Here is a 19328-nt window from a genome sequence, read left to right as displayed (position 1 = left end):
CGAGATAGAAAGAACGAGTATGACCACAGATGAAAATTCACGTTCAAACGTTAGCCTGAAAGAACGTGCCACTCGCATCCGCCGCTATGCCCTGCGCATGGGCGAAGTTCAGGGACAAGGGTACATTGCCCAGGCTCTGGGTTTGGCGGATGTCTTGGCGGTGATATATTTTCACGCCGCCAGAATGCGGCCCGAAGACCCGGAATGGGAAGGCCGAGACCGAGTGTACCTATCGATGGGACACTATGCGATTGCACTATACGCGGCCCTAATCGAGGCCGGAATTCTGCCCGAAAACGAATTGGAAACCTATGGCAGCGACGACAGCCGGATGCCAATGTCGGGCATGGCGGCCTACACACCGGGCATGGAGATTACGGGCGGATCGCTGGGTCACGGGCTGGGCATCGCTGTAGGCGGTGCGATGGGCCTGAAGCGCAAGAAATCTGACAGTTGGATCATCAATATGTTGTCCGACGGCGAGCTTGACGAGGGTTCAACCTGGGAAGCGGCAATGGCGGCAACCCATCACAAGCTCGATAACCTGATCGCTGTGGTCGATAACAACAACCAGCAGGCCGACGGCGCATCACAGGAGATGCTGGGAACAGAGCCGATCCACGAAAAATTCGCCGCCTTTGGCTGGCACGTACAGCGCGTCGACGGCAACGATATCGACGCCGTCGTTGCAGCATTCGACGGTGCCAAGGCGGGAGAAATAGCTAAACCGCATGTCATTATCTGCGACACCAAAATGGCCTGTGGCGTGCCGTTTCTCGAAGCGCGGGAGAAAAACCATTTCTTGCGTGTTGAGCCCCAAGAGTGGGCCGAGGCCATCAAAATTATCGACGAAGGACGCATTTCATGAGCGCTCAAAGATTTGGAAAATATGACCCTCGCCCTCCTGTTCCCGCAGGTCACCGTCTGAAAACTTCCGCCATGATCGCTTCATTGGCTGCCGACGGCATGCCAGTGATTGCCGCCCCTTTTGGACAGGCTCTTAACGAATTGGCTCAATCTAACGACAAGATTGTCGGTCTTAGTGCGGATCTGGCGAAATACACAGATATCCACGTTTTCCGTGATAAATATCCAGACCGTTTCTATCAAATGGGCATGGCCGAACAGGTTCTGGTGTCAGCAGCGGCGGGATTGGCCCGCGAGGGGTTTCAATCCTGGGCGACGACCTATGCCGTCTTTGCTGCCCGTCGCGCCTATGACTTCATTTGCATGGCAATCGCCGAAGAGAACCTGGACGTTAAAATCATTGGCGGCCTGCCCGGTTTGACCACAGGCTATGGCCCCAGCCATCAGGCGACAGAAGATCTCGCAATCTTTCGCGGCATGCCCAATATGACGATCCTCGACCCTTGTTGTGCAACGGATATCATGCAGGCAACCAAGGCACTGTCCGCCTACAAAGGGCCTGCCTACATGCGACTGCTGCGTGGTAATGTACCCGATGTACTGGGCGAATACGGGTATCAGTTCGAACTTGGCAAGGCCAAGATGATCCGGGACGGTGTGGATGTTCTCTATATCTCGACGGGTCTTATGACCATGCGGGTTCTGGAGGCAGCCAAAAAGCTGGCAAAAGACGGCGTAGATTGTGCTGTGCTGCATGTACCTACGATCAAGCCGTTTGACGCAGCAACAATTGCCGAAGCCGCCGGGAAGACAGGACGCCTGGTCATCACGGCGGAGAACCACACGATTATTGGTGGACTTGGCGAGGCAGTCGCAGCCGAGCTTATGCGGCGCGGTGTGCACCCCACTTTCCGCCAAATCGCCTGCCCGGATGAGTTTCTGGATGCTGGTGCCTTGCCGACCCTGCACGAGCGATATGGTTTGTCGGAAGATGCAGTCATTCGTCAAACGAAAAACTGGCTCAGCGAATAATCTGGAAAGTATCAAATGACAAAAATAGTATTTCTTGACCGCGAAACCATTGGTCCTGGTGTCATACTCAATCGGCCTCAGACGGATCACGAGTGGGTAGAGTATCAGGCGACAGCGGAAGCGCAGGTGTTAGAGCGGGCGAAAGACGCCGATGTGATCATAACCAACAAAGTGCCCATCGGCGAAACCACTCTTGCGGGCCTGCCCAACTTGAAAATGATCGCCATCGCTGCAACCGGTTATGACGTTGTGGATGTAGCGGCATGTTCCAATCGCGGTATCATCGTGTCAAACGTGCGCGGCTATGCCATCAACACCGTTCCCGAACACGCCTTTGCACTGATCTTCGCCTTACAACGCAACATCGTGGGATACCGACAGGATGTGATTGACGGTGCATGGCAAAAATCCGGTCAGTTCTGTTTCTTTACCCATCCCATTCGTGACCTGTCCGGGGCGCGACTTGGCATACTCGGCGAAGGCGTAATCGGGCAGTCGGTGGCACGGATAGGCCGGGCGCTTGGGATGGATGTTGTGTTTGCCTCGCATAAGGGTGTCGAGGGTCTCGGGCCACTTTACACACCTTGGGATGAGGTCATGGAGACCAGCGATGTTCTGACCCTGCATGCTCCGCTAATGCCCGCCACACGCAATATGATCTCAACCCCGGAATTTGAGGCCATGAAGCGGAAACCCATCATTATCAATACGTCGCGTGGGGGGCTTGTAGATGAAGCCGCCATGGTTGATGCGCTGGATCGCGGATTGATTTCCGGCATCGGTTTTGATGTGCTGACTTCAGAACCCCCTCAACCTGACAATCCGATTTTGCAAATCCTTGATCGCCCTAATGTGATCGTCACCCCGCATGTCGCCTGGGCATCAACTGAAGCGCGGCAAACGCTTTGGGATCAGGTAGCGCACCATATTGATAATTTCCTGACCGGGCAGCCCTCCAATGTTGTCGGCTGAAGAAAAACTGCGCTCCCTGTTTAACGCTGCACTTGAAGCGGCGGACCCAAAGCGGATCCTTGCCAGACATCTGCCCGCAAGACCCAGTGGCCGCACAATCGTTTTGGGTGCGGGCAAAGCATCAGCCGCGATGGCAGCGGCGGTCGAGGCACATTGGGATGGCCCTTTGGAAGGGTTGATCATTACACGCTATGGCCACTGTTGCCCAACCCGGCACCTGCGTATTGTCGAGGCGGCGCATCCGGTACCAGATGAAGCGGGACGCAAAGCCACGGCAGAACTGATGGCACTAGCCCAATCCGCCGGGCCTAACGATCTGGTGTTGTGTCTTATCTCGGGTGGCGGATCGTCACTGCTTAGCGCCGCTCCCACGGGGATCACATTCGAAGAAAAACAATCCATCAACAAGGCGCTTTTAAAATCCGGGGCACCGATTGCAGAGATCAACTGTGTCCGCAAACATCTGTCCGACATAAAAGGGGGCAAACTTGCGGCGCTGGCAGCACCGGCAAAGGTGGTCACCCTGTTGATCTCGGATGTGCCCGGAGATGACCTGGCCACTATCGCATCGGGCCCGACCGTGGCCGATTTGTCCACGCGTCAAGACGCTTTGGCAGTACTCAAACGCTATGACGTGACTGTTTCCAATACCATTCTGCGACATTTGGAAAACGCAGCATGCGAAACTCCAAAAGCGGAGGATCAGATATTCGCAAACTGCGAAACGAGAATGATCGCCACGCCGCAAATATCACTGGAAGCTGCCGCAGCCAGGGCCATGGAGATGGGGTTAACCGCCCATATCCTGAGCGACCGGATCGAAGGTGAGGCGCGGGATACGGCAAAGGCTTTGGGCGCAATCGCACTGCAGGTGGCACAACATGGCCAGCCTTTCAGCAAACCGTGCGTTCTGCTTTCTGGCGGAGAGACCACTGTGACCGTACGGGGGTCCGGGCGCGGCGGCCGCAATGTAGAGTTCTTGTTGGCCCTCGCCCACGTTCTTGAAGGTGCACCTGGGATCTATGCCCTTTCCTGTGACACTGATGGTGTCGACGGGCTGGAGGAAATTGCTGGTGCCGTGATCGGCCCACAGACTTTGAAGAACGCCGGAGATCGGGGGATGAACACACGCGCCATGCTGGACAATAATGATGGCCACAGCTTGTTCGAAGCACTTGAGGCTCAGGTTATCACTGGTCCCACTTTGACCAATGTAAACGATTTTCGTGCGATCCTTATTGAGTGAGTTCGTATTCCCAGGACGGTGTCATGGCATTATTGCACAAACCGGGTTTGGTAGGCTCCGGCGCGCCGAGACCGGGCGCAATCCCGCTGTCACGCTGGATGTTCCACAACCCAATTCAAATCCACGCCCTCTCCTGACCACATGCGATTTCACTCGCACGACACAAGATAATGACCCTGTCACGGCACACTGCAGGCTCTACCGCCCCCTTTTGGCCCAATATACTGTCCACACCCTCGACCGGTCACTGCGGTCATATTCCCCTCCACCGCCACATCAATATGTCGCAAGATTTGAAACAATCCGTTGCTCACAAAGAAAAGGCCGTACGCAACAGGATCAGTCAGGATCGCCCGCAGGCATGTTTTACAAGCTAACATACATCATGCGCCCCGGCCCTCCTGTCGCGACCAGGCCCGTGGAGTCAGCGCTGGTAAATCACCGGGAACCAATCTTCGCGCAGGATCTGGCCCGGCGTCATGTTGTGGCCCGGAAACGGTGGCGAAGTCGGACCGGGGCGCTCGACATAACGCGCGTCATCACCCACAAGGCGCAATGAAAACGCACGGCGGCGCGTGTCGGTCGTATTGCCCCGTGCGCCATGCAATGTGCCGTAGTTGAAGGCCACTGCGTCGCCCGGCTCCATTTCCCATTCGCGGATTGCCATACCCTCGGCGTCCGGGTCCGGCACTGGCATATATTCATCGTCATTCGGATAGAAACTGGTCTCTGCCAACCAGCGGGTGGGCAACACCGGTTTCTCCCACGCATGGCTTCCTGCCACACACCGCAGGCTGGCTCCCTTAACTGTATCCATCGGCGACCAGAAACTGACGTTCTGCATCCCATCGACAAAGTAATAAGGGCCATCCTGATGCCACGGTGTTGGCTTGGATGTTCCCGGCTCTTTGACAAGCACATGATCGTGGAATACCTGCACACGCTTTGATTGCATCAGATCAGCGGCCACTTCGCCCGCGTCGGAGTTTCGGATCACATGTTCGAATTCACTGATACGGTTCCAGTTGCAATAATCATCAAAAAACCGCCCGCCTTCGCCTTCTTTGAGGTTCTCGGCGGCATAGGGGCCGGGTTCATCCATATTGCGTTCAATACCCGCGCGGATCGTCTCGACATGATCGGCAAACAGCCCTTTGATCAACACAACGCCATCGCGCTGGAAGGTATTGATATCGTCTTGAGTGACAAGTGGGTGCATGTGTTCGTCCTCCGTATTGGGAACAGGCATAAGTAACAAAATATTTAACTTCTAATAATATTTACTCATACTATTATTAGGCCAATGCTATACCTTACTCTTCGTCAATATGAATACATTGTCGGCGTTGCCGACACAGGCAGCCTGACCAAAGCTGCTGCGCAACTGAATGTCTCGCAACCCTCGCTTTCGGTTGCGATCACACGGGTCGAACAGCACCTCAAAGGCACGATTTTCCTGCGCGGAAAAGGGTCTGCAATTGAGATTACCCCTTTCGGACACCGTCTGATCGCCAAGGCGCGGAGTCTCTTGGCGTTAGGGGCTGAGATTGAACAGGATCACGACGTGGCGCAGACATGGGTGCTGGGTTGTTTTGCAGATATCGCGCCATGGTACATGGCCCCCGTACTCAAGAAACTTGGTGACCGTTTTCCAGCGCTGACATTTGTAGGGCGCGAAGGGCGCTTTGCTGATCTGGGGCGCGATCTGGCGGAAGGGAAGATAGATTTTGCGATTTCCTATGATGTCGGATTCGAGGGAAATTTCACGCGGCGCAAACTGGTTGATATCGCGCCAGTGGCCTTTGTCGCCACGGACCATCCTTTAGCGCAGGCAAACACGCTGGAACTCTCTGACCTAAAAGATATGCCCCTGATCCTGTTCAACGAGGATCTGTCGGAAGGGTTCATGCGGGATTTGTTTACGCGAATAAATCTGACACCTGTGATTCAGCAAAAGGTGGCATCACTGGAAATGATGCGCTCTCTTGCGGCAAATGGTGTGGGCGTTGGCATCAGCTATTCCTGCCCACCCGGGCACCTGAGCTACGATGGCAAACCTCTTGTGACGCTGCCAATTGCCACGCCAGAGGCCAGAACAGAAATTGCCCTGATCTGGTCAGGCTTGCGAGCAGATTCCCCTGATTTCGACGCCATCCTTGATGCGCTTACACCTCCAGTGGTTGATGCTGTAAGCTCTGAGTGAGCGGGCCTCAGGCGCATTCGTCAAGGATTTGATCCAGAACAGCGATGATCATCTCGGCATCCTCTGCCTCAATTGTCAGCGGAGGTCGGATTTTGAGGATATTGTCTTTTGGCCCCTCACTGCCGATCAGAATGCGATGGTCGCGCATGCGGTTCTTGACGTAGGCGCAAATCTCCGTCGCTTCGGCTCCATCAGGCCGGATCAGCTCCACCCCCAGAAACAACCCCATTCCCCGCACGTCGCCCACGCAGCCATGCTTGGCTTCCAGCATTCTAAGACCGGCCATCAATTGACCGCCGATCAGCCGTGCGTTTTCCTGCAAGCCTTCGTCGTCCACGATCTGCAAAACCTCGCGACCTATCCGGCATGACAGGGTCGATCCCCCGAAGGTCGAGAAAAACTCGATTCCATTGTCAAAGCTCTCTGCGATTTCCTTGGTTGTGACGAGCACCCCCATCGGATGCCCGTTGCCAATCGGTTTGCCCAGGACAACGATGTCGGGCCGCACCTCCTGGTGTTCAAACCCGAAATAGTATTCACCCAAACGTCCAAGCCCCGTCTGAACTTCGTCCGCGATACAGATGCCACCTGCGGCGCGGATCTTGGCGTAGACCGCTGACAAATACCCTCTTGGCGGTATAATCTGACCACCAACCGAAGGGAAGGTTTCTGCGATGAACCCTGCAACCCCCTGTCCTTTTTGGTGAAGGGAAGCGATCGCCGGATCGACAAGATCCGCGAATTTCTGCGCTCGGTCAGGGTCATCACGCCGGAAGGTTCCACGGTAATCATCTGCAACCTCAACCAGTTCGACCCAATCGGCCTGCCCCACGCCATTCGGCTTGTTGAACTTGTAGGCGGAGATATCGACAGCACCTGTGGTATTCCCGTGATAGCCATGGTCGGGCGTGATCATGCCCTTGGCACCGGTGTGGGCGCGCGCCAGCCGCAGGGCCAGCTCGTTCGCTTCGGACCCGGAATTCACGAAAAAACACACCTGCAAATGATCAGGCATCTTCGACAGGATTTTGTCGGCAAACGCGGTCTGCGCAGGATGCAGATAGCGGGTGTTGGAGTTGATCTGCTTGAGTTGATCCGCCGCTACGGCCTGAATGCGCGGATGGGCATGGCCCACATGTGGTACATTGTTATATGCATCCAAATAGGGACGGCCCCATTCGTCAAATAGGTGATGCCTCCAGCCACGTACCAACATCACCGGGTCATCATAGGTCAGGCTCAGATTGCCACCGAAATGCGCATCCCGGCCCTGCCTGATCCCTGCCTTGTCGGTCGGGAAATAGCGCAGCTTCTCGTCGGGCAGATTCAGCATTGCCGCCGGATTGGGGCAGATCGCGCGCCACAGATACATCTCGTCGGGATCACCCACACCCGGCCAATCGGCCTCAATCCCTTCGGTGGTCAGCGCCAGTTGGAAATGCACGTGCGGTGCCCACCCACCGTTCATCGAAGGATCGCCGAGACGGCAGAACTCTTCGCCTTTTTCAATCATCTGTCCTACCTTCAGGCGGTCCAGAAACTCAGGGTCGAGATGACCATAGAGGGTGAAAAACGGATCGCCTGCCGGGGTCTCGTGGCGCAAAATGATCACCCCGCCATAGTCCAGATGCCCCGCGCGATATTCTGCGATGAACACCTCGCCGCGCAGGGGTGCAAACATGGGCGTGCCCGCAGGCGCAAATACATCTACGGCCAGATGCACCGTGCGGCGATCGCTGGCCTTCCATGGCCCTTTGCGAAAGGCGGGTTCCGCATAGATCAGACGCGGTTCATGATAGTAGCCGAGCCACATGCGCCCCTGATCCTCGAACTCCTCTCCCACTCTTGCGGCTTCCTCCAGCGGCAAGTGAAACGGGTTCTGCGGCCAGGTTGATTCCTCAACAGACAGAGACCCCAGTGGCGCATTCGACAGGTCACACCCCATCAGGGGCGAGAAATTTCCGCGTTCCTGTTCAAGCCATGCCGCCACCCGGTCGGCCCCATCAACCACCGGCAGACCACAAGCCGCCCGCGACCTTGCCGACAGCAAACCACCATGCAGAGAGCATTCTTCCAGAAACCGCCAGGCCGGTGCCTGCGAAATGGTGACATAGGGGTCATCGGGATTTTCAATGGCCATCAATGTGGAGTTCACCACGCTCACCGCCAGCCGCATGCGTAAGAGCGGCCAGATCATGTCGACCTCTTCCACTGTGAGCGGGTTGGCATGATGATAGCCGGCGACCAAGGCGGCAAGGGCGGCTTCAGGGCTCGGGTGATCCAGCACGATGTAAGCTGCAGCAATCGCCAGGTCGCAGATCCGAGGGGCCGCACACATGTCGCCCAGATCGATCAGGCCGGAGACGCGGCGCGGCGCGTTCAAGGTGCCTTCGATCAGGATGTTATAGTCATTGGCATCGTTGTGGATCGCCTGACGCGGCAACCTCTCCAGCGCCGGTTTCAGCACCGCAAATTGGCGATGAATGTCCTCTATCATCTGACGTCGGGCCGGATCGGCAATGCAGCCGGTTTGATCTTTGATCCAACCCGCGCGCATCAGGTCCCATTTGAAATCACGCTCCAGCCCGTCATGCTGGAAATCAGCCAAAGCCAGCGCCGCACCACCGAGCACCTGCCCGACCTCATGGATCAGCCCATCACTTTTCGGTGCCACATGTGCATAACATTGCCCCGGCAGTTGACTTAGAACCCAGGCAAGACGCTCTGCACCTGTCTCGTCTTTCAGGGAAACCAGCGGCCCGCTCTGCACCGCACGTACAACAACCGGACAAGGCAACTGCGGCTGTCTTGCGGTGATATGCTCGAATGCCTTGACCTGCATGTCCACCAACCACGTTTCGCAGCCCGCGCGCATGACCTTGAGAATGTATCCCTTGCCATCATCGGCTTTTGCCAGAAAGTTAAGATCATATTCACCATCCAGCTGGCTCAGCTGTGCAGTAATGCCCCAATGTTGCTCTAACGCCGTCCGCCAATGCTGGATGTTCCGCATGAAATTGTCCCTGGTTTTTGAAATGCTGAAATGCGGGCCGCCTAGAGTTGCGTGCGCAGTTTGTACCCCGGTAAAAACAACAGCCTGACCTTTGTGACCGCTGCGGCATTGTCCCAAGTCACCCTGTCAATTGCAAACAAGGCACTAAGAGGTGCGACCCCCAACACTTCCGCGTCCCCTTGATCAGCCTGCACCGCCGAGAAGGAAATATCCCCGTGTGTGTAAGGCGCATGTTCTATCAACCATTCATTGGCGCTCAGCACGTCGAATGGTTCTGCCGCCGCGTCCGGGACGATGGCCGTGTTGATCCACCTGTCCTCAACGGCATAGGCCGCATCATCGGCCAAGTGCAAAGCCCGCACATGCAACAGCTTGTCTTGGGCTCTGGTCTTCATCGTGCCGCTGACACTGACAGGTGGCACAGCAATTCTGCGCGTGATCAGTTGATAGCCATATTTCGCGCCGTGTTCCTCGACCTCGTGACGGATCACCGCGATATCTATCGTTGCCTTGGCAACAGGTTGCGCTGCGACGCGTGTCCCGGCCTTGCGTCTGCGGTCCAGCAAACCACTTTCAGCCAAGGACCGCAGCGCCCGGTTCACTGTGGATCTTGCGCAGCCGAACTCGATTGCCAGATCAGCCTCATTGGGGATCAGCTCACCCGGCGGCCATTCACGGGCATGGATACGGCGCAAGACTTCGCTCTGCACGCTTTGCCAGTTCCGAAACGTGGGTGTGTTCACAAGGCGTCTCTCAATGCGTCGATTGCGCGTTTGTAGGCAGCGACAATATCCGCCCGTTGTACATGCTGGCCGTGCTGTACCATATGGCGTCCTGCCGACCAAACATCTTTCACCAATCCGTCATCTCCTGCGAAAATCCAGGCATCAAGTGCCGTGTCACCCTGCCTGCCCCACATGTGTTCAGAGCCTGTGTCGAGGGCCAGAAAATCAGCCCAACACCCGGCTTCGATACGGCCCGTTTCACGTCCCGATGCCTGCGCGCCACCTTGCAGCATCCCGTCATACATCCGGCGGCCGGTCGACTTGTCCGGTGATGCCAATGCCGCGCGCGTGCCATCACGCAGGCGCTGTGAATAATCCAGCGTGCGCAACTCCTCACTCAACGAGATGCGGATGTTGCTGTCCGACCCAATGGCAAATGCGCCACCGTGATCCACCCAGCGCACCGCGTCGAATATCCCATCCCCTAGACTACTTTCGGTGATCGGACACAGACCGGCAACCGCGCCGGAACGGGCCAGTGCAATCGTCTCATTGGGCGTCATCTGAGTGCAGTGGATCAGGCACCAGCGTTGATCCAGTTGCAAGTTATCTAGCGCCCAGGTCACAGGCCGTGCCCCCCAGTGTTCCTCTACCTCAGCGACCTCTGCACGTTGTTCGGCCAAGTGCATATGGATCGGCCCGGCAGGAAATGCCGTGCTGTACCCTCTCAGATCTTCAATTCCGACCGCGCGCAACGAATGGGGCGCAACACCGATATTACTGTCAGCAGACGCCTGTTTGATACTGACCTCCGCCGCACCGTGAAGGACCTGAAACTGCTCGAAGGTGTTGCCAAACCGGACTTGCCCTGCGGTCAGCGCGCGCTGATCACAACCGCCGAACTGATAATGCACCGGCAACAGGCACAGCCCCATGCCAGTCTGATCCGATGCAGCAACAATACACGCAGAGGTTTCCGCGATATTGTCATAGGCAACGCCGCCGGGTTGGTGATGCAAATAGTGGAATTCAACCGAGGCACCATAGCCTGCCTCAAGCATCTCCATCTGCACAAAAGCAGTGATCGCTTCAATATGGTCAGGCGTCAGGCGGTCGAGAAACCGAAACATCAGCTGCCGCCACGTCCAGAAGCTGTCACTTGTATCAGGGCCACGCCCCTCTGTCAGACCGGCCATCGCCCGCTGAAACGCATGGCTGTGCACATTCACCGGCGCGGGCAACAGCATTGAAACTTGCGTGGCCTGATCTGGTACGGGCGCACCGCTTTGCACCTCCTTGATGCGGCCCTGCCCATCAATCTCGACAATCACCTTTTTCGCCCAACCGCTGGGCAATAAGGCTGTCTCGGCCCAAATCCTCTGCATGGCTCACTCCGCTTGACATATTATTATGTACGCGCATAAAAACATTAAGCGCACTAATTTACAAGTGAGTCGACCATGCTTCTAACGAACGCCACAATCGTGACGCTTCACGAGGACAAGGACTACGGTCTGATCGAAGAGGGTGCGATTGCCCTTGATGAAGAGCGTATCGCCTGGGTCGGCCCGGCGGCGGATACCCCCGACATCTACAGTACCGCCCAAACGCACGATTTAGGCGGGCGGCTTGTGACGCCTGCGCTGATCGACTGCCACACACATATTGTTTTTGGCGGCAACCGCGCGACGGAATTCGAACTGCGGTTGAATGGTGCAAGCTATGAAGAAGTTGCACGCGCGGGTGGCGGTATTGTTTCAACTGTCAAAGCGACACGCGCTGCTTCCGAGGAGGCATTGCTGGCAGATGCCCTTACCCGCGTCGATGCGCTGATTGCCGAAGGAGTCACGCTGATTGAGGTCAAGTCAGGCTACGGTCTGAATCAAGATACAGAGCTGAAGATGTTGCGCGTTGCACGGAAAATCGCGCAGATGCGCCCGGTGGACATCCGCACCAGTTTCCTTGGTGCCCATGCTGTTCCGCCCGAATTCAAAGGTGAACCGGATGCCTATATTGACGATGTTTGCATCCCAACGCTGCGCGCGGCACATGCCGAAGGTTTGGTCGATGTGGTAGACGGGTTTTGCGAAGGCATCGCCTTTGACACAGCGCAAATTGCCCGCGTCTTTGACGTGGCGGTCGAACTCGACCTGCCGGTCAAGCTGCACGCAGAGCAGCTGTCAAACATCGGCGGCACACAATTGGCCGCAAAATACGGCGCGCTGAGTGCGGACCATGTGGAATATGCTACTGACGCCGATGCACAGGCTTTGGCTGCTTCCAGCACGGTTGCAGTTGTGCTGCCTGGCGCGTTCTACACGCTGCGCGAAACGCAGGCGCCGCCAGTCCACTCCTTCCGCGCCCACCACGTGCCGATGGCACTGGCGACCGATTGCAACCCCGGTTCATCCCCTCTGGCCTCGCCCTTGCTTGCCATGAACATGGCCTGCACCCTGTTTCGGATGACTCCGCTGGAAGCATTGCTTGGCATGACAGCCCATGCAGCGGCGGCTTTGGGTGATACAAACCGGGGCCGCATCGCCGTAGGCGCACAAGCTGATCTGTGCGTCTGGGATGCTGAGCATCCATCCGAACTTGCCTATCGCATCGGGTTTAACCCACTTCACAATCGCATCTTCAAGGGGTCGCTATGACAATCACACTCACGCCGGGTGCGGCAACACTGGCGCAGCTTCATGACATCTGGGCCAATGGTCATGCTGTCGTCCTCGACCCCTCCTCTCACGCGGGGATCGCTGCTGCACAGGCATTGGTGACAAAGGCTGCGAATGGAGAAACGGCGGTCTACGGCGTCAACACCGGCTTTGGCAAACTCGCCAGCGTCAAGATCGCCGCCAAAGACGTGGCAACACTACAGCGCAACCTGATCCTGTCCCACTGCTGTGGCGTGGGTGACGCTCTGGACGAGGCAACGACACGGCTGATGATGGTGCTGAAGCTGCTGTCGCTTGGGCGCGGTGCCTCTGGTGTTGCCATGACCACTGTCGAGATCATTCAGGATATGCTTGGAAAAGGTGTCACACCTGTGATCCCCAGCCAAGGTTCGGTGGGTGCCTCTGGTGATCTGGCACCGCTCGCCCATATGGCTGCGGCGATGATCGGAGAAGGTGAAGCCACCTATGAAGGGACGCGCATGCCAGCACGTGAGGCGCTGGCCAAAGCAGGGATCACACCCATCGTGCTGGGCGCAAAAGAGGGGCTGGCCCTGATCAACGGCACGCAATTCTCCACGGCTTGTGCGCTCGTTGGCCTCTGGGGCGCATGGCGCAATGCCGCGACTTGTGTGCTGACCTGCGCGCTGTCGACCGATGCAATCATGGGGTCCACCGCACCGTTGCAGGACGCCATACACACCCTGCGCGGTCATGCCGGTCAGATCGCGGTGGCCCGCGCCCAGCGCGCACTTATGGATGGATCGCAGATCCGTGAAAGCCATGTCGATGGCGACACCCGCGTGCAGGACCCCTACTGCATCCGCTGCCAGCCACAGGTGACAGGTGCCGCAATGGATTTGCTGCATTTCGCGGCCCGCACGCTTGAGATCGAGGCAAATGCCGTCACAGATAATCCGTTGGTGTTGGTAGATGACGATCTGATCGTTTCGGGCGGGAATTTCCACGCGGAACCGGTTGGTTTTGCCGCTGACCAGATCGCCGTTGCAATTTCTGAGATTGGCGCAATTGCACAGCGGCGCGTTGCCTTGATGGTTGATCCGACCCTCAGCTTTGATCTGCCGCCCTTCCTGACGCCCGATCCCGGTTTGAATTCCGGCCTGATGATCGCCGAGGTCACCACGGCCGCCCTGATGAGCGAGAACAAGCACCTCGCCAATCCCTGCACCACGGACAGCACGCCAACCTCCGCCAATCAAGAGGACCACGTCAGCATGGCCGCCCATGCCGCGCGCCGTCTGTTGCGGATGAACGCGAACCTGAATGTAATCCTTGGCGTTGAGGCGATGTGCGCCGCACAAGGCATTGAGTTCCGCGCACCTTTGCAGACCAGTGCGCCACTTAAAGCTGCAATGGCCGCTTTGCGTGCAGAGGTTCCCGCGATTGCCGAGGATCGCTATATGGCTCCGTCGATCGAAGCGGCTGCGGCGCTGGTTGTCTCAGGCAGATTGTCGGATGCGGTTGACCTGCCCGCCTATGTCAAAGGACAGGCAGTATGACCCCAGTGACGGTCAGGCAAGGCAGCGGCCCGATTGTCCTTGGCCTGCCGCATACAGGGACTTATGTGCCTGATGACATCGCGGCCAAGCTGAACGACAACGGGCGCAAGCTGACCGATACCGATTGGCACATTGATCGCCTTTACGACGGGCTGCTGGCGGATTCGACCAGCGTTACGGCCAACTTCCATCGCTATGTGATTGACGCAAACCGTGACCCCTCTGGCGCAAGCCTTTATCCCGGTCAGAACACCACGACGCTGGTGCCGCTGACGGATTTTGATGGCAAGGATATCTGGGATACGCCGCCAAGCGAAGCCGACACCGAAGACCGCCGCCGCAAGTTTCACGCGGCCTATCACGCGGCCCTCAAGGAAGAACTGATGCGGGTGAAGGCGATCCACGGTATCGCGATCTTGTATGACTGCCACTCGATCCGCAGCAAAATTCCCTTCCTGTTCGATGGCACCCTGCCCGATTTCAACATTGGCACGAACCTTGGCGCGACCTGCGGCCGTGTCATTGAAACCGCCACCTATGGCCTTTGCCGCGCCGAGGATGGTTACACCACTGTCCTGAACGGCCGTTTCAAAGGCGGCTGGACGACACGCCGTTATGGCAAGCCCGAACAGGGCATCCACGCCATCCAGATGGAACTCGCCCAATCCACCTATCTCAGCGATGAAGCCCCGCCCTGGAGCTATGACGAGATCAAAGCCACCCGCCTGCGCCGCCCTCTCTCGCGGCTTCTGGGCAAACTTGCACATATCGCCATCAACGGAGATCTGACATGAATATTTCCCGCCACAACCTGCGCGACGTTTACCCGCCGACAGGCTCTGAGATCACGGCCAAAAGCTGGCTGACCGAGGCACCAATGCGGATGCTGATGAACAACCTGCACCCTGATGTGGCCGAGAACCCGCATGAGCTGGTTGTCTATGGCGGTATTGGCCGCGCGGCGCGGACATGGGAAGATTTTGACGCCATCGTCGCCGCTCTTAAAGAGCTTGAGGACACCCAGACGCTGCTTGTGCAATCGGGTAAACCCGTGGGCGTATTCAACACCCATAAGGATGCGCCGCGTGTGTTGATCGCCAACTCCAACCTTGTGCCACATTGGGCCAATTGGGATCACTTCAACGAATTGGATAAAAAGGGCCTGGCAATGTATGGCCAGATGACCGCCGGTTCGTGGATTTACATCGGCACGCAAGGCATCGTGCAAGGCACCTATGAGACCTTTATGGAAGCAGGCCGCCAGCACTATGAGGGCAACCTCAAGGGCCGTTGGATTTTGACAGGTGGTCTGGGTGGGATGGGTGGTGCCCAACCGCTGGCCGCTGTGATGGCCGGCGCATGTTGTCTGGCGGTTGAATGTGATGAGACCCGCGCCGATTTCCGTCTGCGCACACGGTATGTCGATGAGAAAACCCATGATCTGGACGAAGCACTCGCCATGATCGACAAATGGACGGCCAATGGCGAAGCCAAGTCCGTGGCGCTGATCGGCAATGCCGCAGATGTCTTCCCCGAGCTGGTCAAGCGCGGTGTGAAGCCCGATATGGTCACCGACCAGACCTCTGCACACGATCCGGTCCACGGCTATCTGCCGCAAGGCTGGACCGTCGCCGAATGGCGCGCCAAACAGGAAAGCGATCCCAAAGGGGTGGAGCGAGCTGCCCGCGCCAGCATGAAGGTGCAGGTCGCCGCGATGGTGGATTTCTGGAATGCAGGTGTGCCAACGCTGGATTATGGCAACAACATCCGTCAGGTGGCCCAGGAAGAAGGGCTTGAAAACGCCTTTGCCTTTCCGGGCTTTGTGCCCGCCTATATCCGTCCGCTTTTCTGCCGTGGTGTAGGGCCGTTCCGTTGGTGCGCACTGTCCGGTGATCCGGAGGATATCTACAAGACGGACGCCAAGGTCAAAGAACTGATTGACGATCCGCATCTGCACAACTGGCTGGATATGGCGCGCGAGCGGATTGCATTTCAAGGCCTGCCGGCACGCATTTGCTGGGTCGGTCTGGGCCTGCGCGACAAGCTGGGGCTGGCCTTCAACGAGATGGTACGTACGGGAGAGCTTTCCGCGCCTGTTGTGATTGGCCGCGACCATCTGGACTCTGGATCAGTTGCTTCGCCAAACCGCGAAACGGAGGCTATGAAAGACGGCTCTGACGCGGTGTCCGACTGGCCGCTGCTTAACGCGATGTTAAATGTGGCGGGCGGTGCAACATGGGTATCGCTGCACCATGGCGGCGGCGTCGGCATGGGGTTCAGCCAGCATTCTGGTATGGTGATCTGCTGTGACGGGACCGAGGACGCAGACCGCCGGATCGCCAATGTCCTGTGGAACGATCCTGCGACGGGCGTGATGCGTCACGCAGATGCGGGTTATGAAATTGCTCTGGACTGTGCACGGAAAAAAGGGCTGAACTTGCCCGGCATTCTGGGGAAATAGCTATGTTCTTGAAAAACGCCTGGTACGTCGCTGCTTGGGATCACGAGATCACCCGCGACTTGCGGCAGATCATAGTGCTTGGTGAAAAGATATGTGTATTTCGCTCTGAAGCTGGTGAGTTGGTCGCCCTCGAAGACGCCTGTCCGCATCGCAAGCTGCCACTGTCAAAGGGCCGCATTAAGGGTGATACGGTCGAATGTGGCTATCACGGCCTGACTTTCAATTGTGTTGGCCAATGCGTCTGGGCTCCCGGCTCAGCCGGCATTCCGTCCAATGCCAAGGTCCACGCCTACCCCCTGCACGAGAAATATGGGCTGGTATGGATCTGGATGGGGAACCCGGCGCTTGCCGATCCTGTCGATATTTTCGAGATCGAGAATTACGACGACCCGGCATGGGGCATAAATCGCGGTGATGCGATGGAGCTTGATTGCAACTATCTGCTGATGTGTGACAACCTGCTGGACCCGACGCATGTCGCATGGGTGCATCAAAGCAGCTTTGCCGCCGATGCCACCAAAGATACGCCTCTGAGGATCAAGAAAACCGACGAGGGCGTGATCGTGCATCGCTGGATGATGGATCATGAACCGGCCCCCTTCTACAAAAAGGTGGTGGAGTTCGAGGGCAATTGTGATCGCCTTCAGCATTACGAAGTACGCTACCCCTCTCATGCGCTGATCAAGGCTGTTTTTACACCCGCAGGCACCGGGGGACCGGACGGCCCGTTACATGAAAACACCTTCATCATGGACAGCTACAACTTCATGACGCCCACCGATGAAGGGCGCACGCGCTACTACTGGTTCCAGCTACGCAATATCAGACCTGATGACGACGACCTTTCCAAGATGATGTCGGAAGACGTTCAACACGCCTTTGAGGAGGACAGGGATGTCCTTAATGAGGTGCAAAAAGGCATGAGCAACAAGACCTCACCACACATCGACCTGTCAATTGACGGCGGACAACTGCGGTTCCGCCGCCAGTTGCAGGCCATGATCAATGAAGAACAGCAAGTTGATAAACAAATGGCCGAATAGCGGTATTTACCGCTGTTGGCAGGCCAAGCCGGCGATGTTTGTATCGACCTCACCGCCCAGGCCGGTGGCCCGTTAAGTGTGATGGACAGTAAGAACCTGTTTCTTGCCTCGGGCACGAAGTGCTCCTGAAAAGCGCGTTCTTCTTCACGGTTTGAGGACGCCAAAGCATGGTTGGATTTGGGGTTCTTGTTTCTGCCGCGTTTCACGCTGATGACCATCAGTGCTATTGACGGCAATCTATGGACTTGCACGCCAGCACAAGGCGCTTTGGAAGCTCCCCTACTGCACACCAGAATTGGCAGGAAATGAATGAAGCGAGCAATGACAATCGCTCACTTCAGGTTCCGGCAAACTAGCCAACCACGTTGAACTCTGGCCCGTAAGGATATCCGGTGATGTTCTCGTTACCATCTTCGGTGATGACAAGAATATCATGCTCGCGGTAGCCCCCTGCACCGGGCTGACCTTCGGGTATGGTCAGCATCGGCTCCATAGAGATCACCATGCCCGGCTCAAGTACCGTGTCGATATCCTCGCGCAGTTCGAGCCCCGCCTCACGGCCATAATAGTGCGACAACACACCGAAGGAATGGCCGTAACCAAAGCTCCGGTACTGCAGCAGATCACGCTCTGCGAAGAAATCGTTGATCTTATGCGTCACCTCAGCGCAGGACGCGCCCGGCTTCAACAGGCTGATGCCCAGTTCATGCGCGGCGACGTTGGCTTCCCATATTTTCAGACTTGCTGCATCGACCTCCTCGACAAACAACGTCCGCTCAAGGGCGGTGTAGTAACCTGAAATCATCGGAAAAGTGTTGAGGCTCAGGATGTCACCGCGTTCCAATTGGCGGCAGGTGACCGGGTTGTGAGCGCCATCGGTATTGATGCCGGACTGGAACCAGACCCAGGTATCACGGATTTCGGACTCAGGAAAACGCCGCGCAATCTCAAGCTCCATTGCATCACGGCCCGCCATTGCAACGTCGATTTCACGCGCGCCTGCTTTGATGGCATCCTTGATCGCATATCCACCGACGTCCGCAGTTGCAGCGCCTGCACGGATCAATTCGATCTCGGCCGCAGATTTGTGCATGCGCAGTCGCATCGTCGTGGGCGCAATGTCCTTCTTTGCGGATGGGGCAAGGAATTCATCCAGCAACGCCAGTTGCGTGTAGGAAATGTGATCACCTTCAAAGCCAATGACCTTGCCTGAACCGGTCGCAGATTGGATCGCACGCCAGTAATTGTTCCGCTGCCAGTCAGTGTAAGTGATGTTATCGCCGTAACCGCGCCGCCAAGGCTGCGCGGCGTCGATGCCGGCACTGAATGTCACGGTTTCGGTAGCTGTTACAACCTGTGCGTATGGGCGACCAAACGCGCAATAGAGGAAACCTGAATAATAGGCGACGTTGTGCATTGAGGTAAGCACACAGGCGTCGATCCCCATTTCTGCCATCTGAGCACGCAGTTTGCTCAGGCGGGCTTCATATTCTGAATCGGGAAACGGAAGGGTCTTCTGACCCTGGTGAAAGCGGTAGTGTTGTGGACGTTCCATCAAACCAACTCCTATCAAG

15 protein-coding genes are annotated in these 19328 nt (G+C 57.0%); 10 read left to right on the top strand and 5 right to left on the bottom strand.

The annotated features are described in order from the left end of the window. Positions 1-19: 19 nt before the first annotated feature. The 4 genes from QQL78_RS16285 to QQL78_RS16270 are packed head-to-tail and all read left to right on the top strand — an operon-like array spanning position 20 to position 4117. Positions 20-868, top strand: coding sequence for a transketolase (locus QQL78_RS16285; protein WP_284374866.1), 849 nt, complete (start codon positions 20-22; stop codon positions 866-868). After that, positions 865-1899: a transketolase family protein gene (locus QQL78_RS16280; RefSeq protein WP_284374865.1), complete on the top strand. Its 1035-nt coding sequence runs from the start codon at positions 865-867 to the stop codon at positions 1897-1899. Before QQL78_RS16285 ends, QQL78_RS16280 begins: the two co-directional genes overlap by 4 nt. 15 nt (positions 1900-1914) lie before the next feature. Further along, positions 1915-2871, top strand: a complete 957-nt coding sequence (locus tag QQL78_RS16275) for a D-2-hydroxyacid dehydrogenase (protein WP_284374864.1) — start codon at positions 1915-1917, stop codon at positions 2869-2871. Continuing rightward, positions 2858-4117, top strand: coding sequence for a glycerate kinase type-2 family protein (locus QQL78_RS16270; RefSeq protein ID WP_284374863.1), 1260 nt, complete (start codon positions 2858-2860; stop codon positions 4115-4117). Before QQL78_RS16275 ends, QQL78_RS16270 begins: the two co-directional genes overlap by 14 nt. Positions 4118-4541: 424 nt before the next feature. Here the strand turns inward: QQL78_RS16270 and QQL78_RS16265 are convergent, their stop codons facing one another. Then, a complete protein-coding gene (locus tag QQL78_RS16265; protein WP_284374862.1) occupies positions 4542-5336 on the bottom strand; it encodes a phytanoyl-CoA dioxygenase family protein in 795 nt (264 codons plus the stop codon). 84 nt (positions 5337-5420) lie between these two features. Here QQL78_RS16265 and QQL78_RS16260 point away from each other — a divergent pair, with 84 nt between their 5' ends. Beyond that, a complete protein-coding gene (locus tag QQL78_RS16260; protein ID WP_284374861.1) occupies positions 5421-6320 on the top strand; it encodes a LysR family transcriptional regulator in 900 nt (299 codons plus the stop codon). 7 nt (positions 6321-6327) lie between these two features. Here QQL78_RS16260 and QQL78_RS16255 read toward each other — a convergent pair whose 3' ends face one another. Genes QQL78_RS16255 through QQL78_RS16245 form a run of 3 tightly spaced genes read right to left on the bottom strand, consistent with a single transcriptional unit; the run spans position 6328 to position 11443 of the window. After that, positions 6328-9333, bottom strand: a complete 3006-nt coding sequence (locus tag QQL78_RS16255; RefSeq protein ID WP_284374860.1) for an aminotransferase class III-fold pyridoxal phosphate-dependent enzyme — start codon at positions 9331-9333, stop codon at positions 6328-6330. Positions 9334-9374: 41 nt separating this feature from the next. After that, the gene (gene hutC, locus QQL78_RS16250; protein ID WP_284374859.1) at positions 9375-10076 is read right to left on the bottom strand and encodes a histidine utilization transcriptional repressor HutC; all 702 of its coding nucleotides are present in this window, start codon (positions 10074-10076) and stop codon (positions 9375-9377) included. After that, positions 10073-11443, bottom strand: coding sequence for a formimidoylglutamate deiminase (locus QQL78_RS16245; RefSeq protein WP_284374858.1), 1371 nt, complete (start codon positions 11441-11443; stop codon positions 10073-10075). Before QQL78_RS16245 ends, hutC begins: the two co-directional genes overlap by 4 nt. 75 nt (positions 11444-11518) lie before the next feature. Here QQL78_RS16245 and hutI point away from each other — a divergent pair, with 75 nt between their 5' ends. Genes hutI through QQL78_RS16220 form a run of 5 tightly spaced genes read left to right on the top strand, consistent with a single transcriptional unit; the run spans position 11519 to position 17754 of the window. Next, positions 11519-12712 carry an imidazolonepropionase gene (gene hutI, locus QQL78_RS16240; RefSeq protein WP_284374857.1) on the top strand — a complete coding sequence of 398 codons (1194 nt, stop codon included), beginning with the start codon at positions 11519-11521 and terminating at the stop codon, positions 12710-12712. After that, a complete protein-coding gene (gene hutH, locus QQL78_RS16235; RefSeq protein ID WP_284374856.1) occupies positions 12709-14250 on the top strand; it encodes a histidine ammonia-lyase in 1542 nt (513 codons plus the stop codon). The genes hutI and hutH overlap by 4 nt, the downstream gene beginning before the upstream one ends. Beyond that, complete coding sequence (gene hutG / locus QQL78_RS16230) at positions 14247-15044, top strand: N-formylglutamate deformylase (protein ID WP_284374855.1); 798 nt, start codon at positions 14247-14249, stop codon at positions 15042-15044. The genes hutH and hutG overlap by 4 nt, the downstream gene beginning before the upstream one ends. Continuing rightward, a complete protein-coding gene (gene hutU / locus QQL78_RS16225; protein WP_284374854.1) occupies positions 15041-16711 on the top strand; it encodes a urocanate hydratase in 1671 nt (556 codons plus the stop codon). Before hutG ends, hutU begins: the two co-directional genes overlap by 4 nt. A 2-nt stretch (positions 16712-16713) precedes the next feature. Next, a complete protein-coding gene (locus tag QQL78_RS16220; protein ID WP_284374853.1) occupies positions 16714-17754 on the top strand; it encodes an aromatic ring-hydroxylating dioxygenase subunit alpha in 1041 nt (346 codons plus the stop codon). A gap of 352 nt (positions 17755-18106) precedes the next feature. Here QQL78_RS16220 and QQL78_RS16215 read toward each other — a convergent pair whose 3' ends face one another. Continuing rightward, a complete protein-coding gene (locus tag QQL78_RS16215; protein ID WP_284374852.1) occupies positions 18107-19309 on the bottom strand; it encodes an aminopeptidase P family protein in 1203 nt (400 codons plus the stop codon). Positions 19310-19328 lie beyond the last annotated feature (19 nt).

Source organism: Sulfitobacter pacificus, from assembly GCF_030159975.1.
Classification (GTDB): Bacteria; Pseudomonadota; Alphaproteobacteria; order Rhodobacterales; family Rhodobacteraceae; genus Sulfitobacter; species Sulfitobacter pacificus.
The sequence above is the reverse complement of the archived record's forward strand: the minus strand, read 5'-3'. Positions and strand labels throughout refer to the sequence as shown.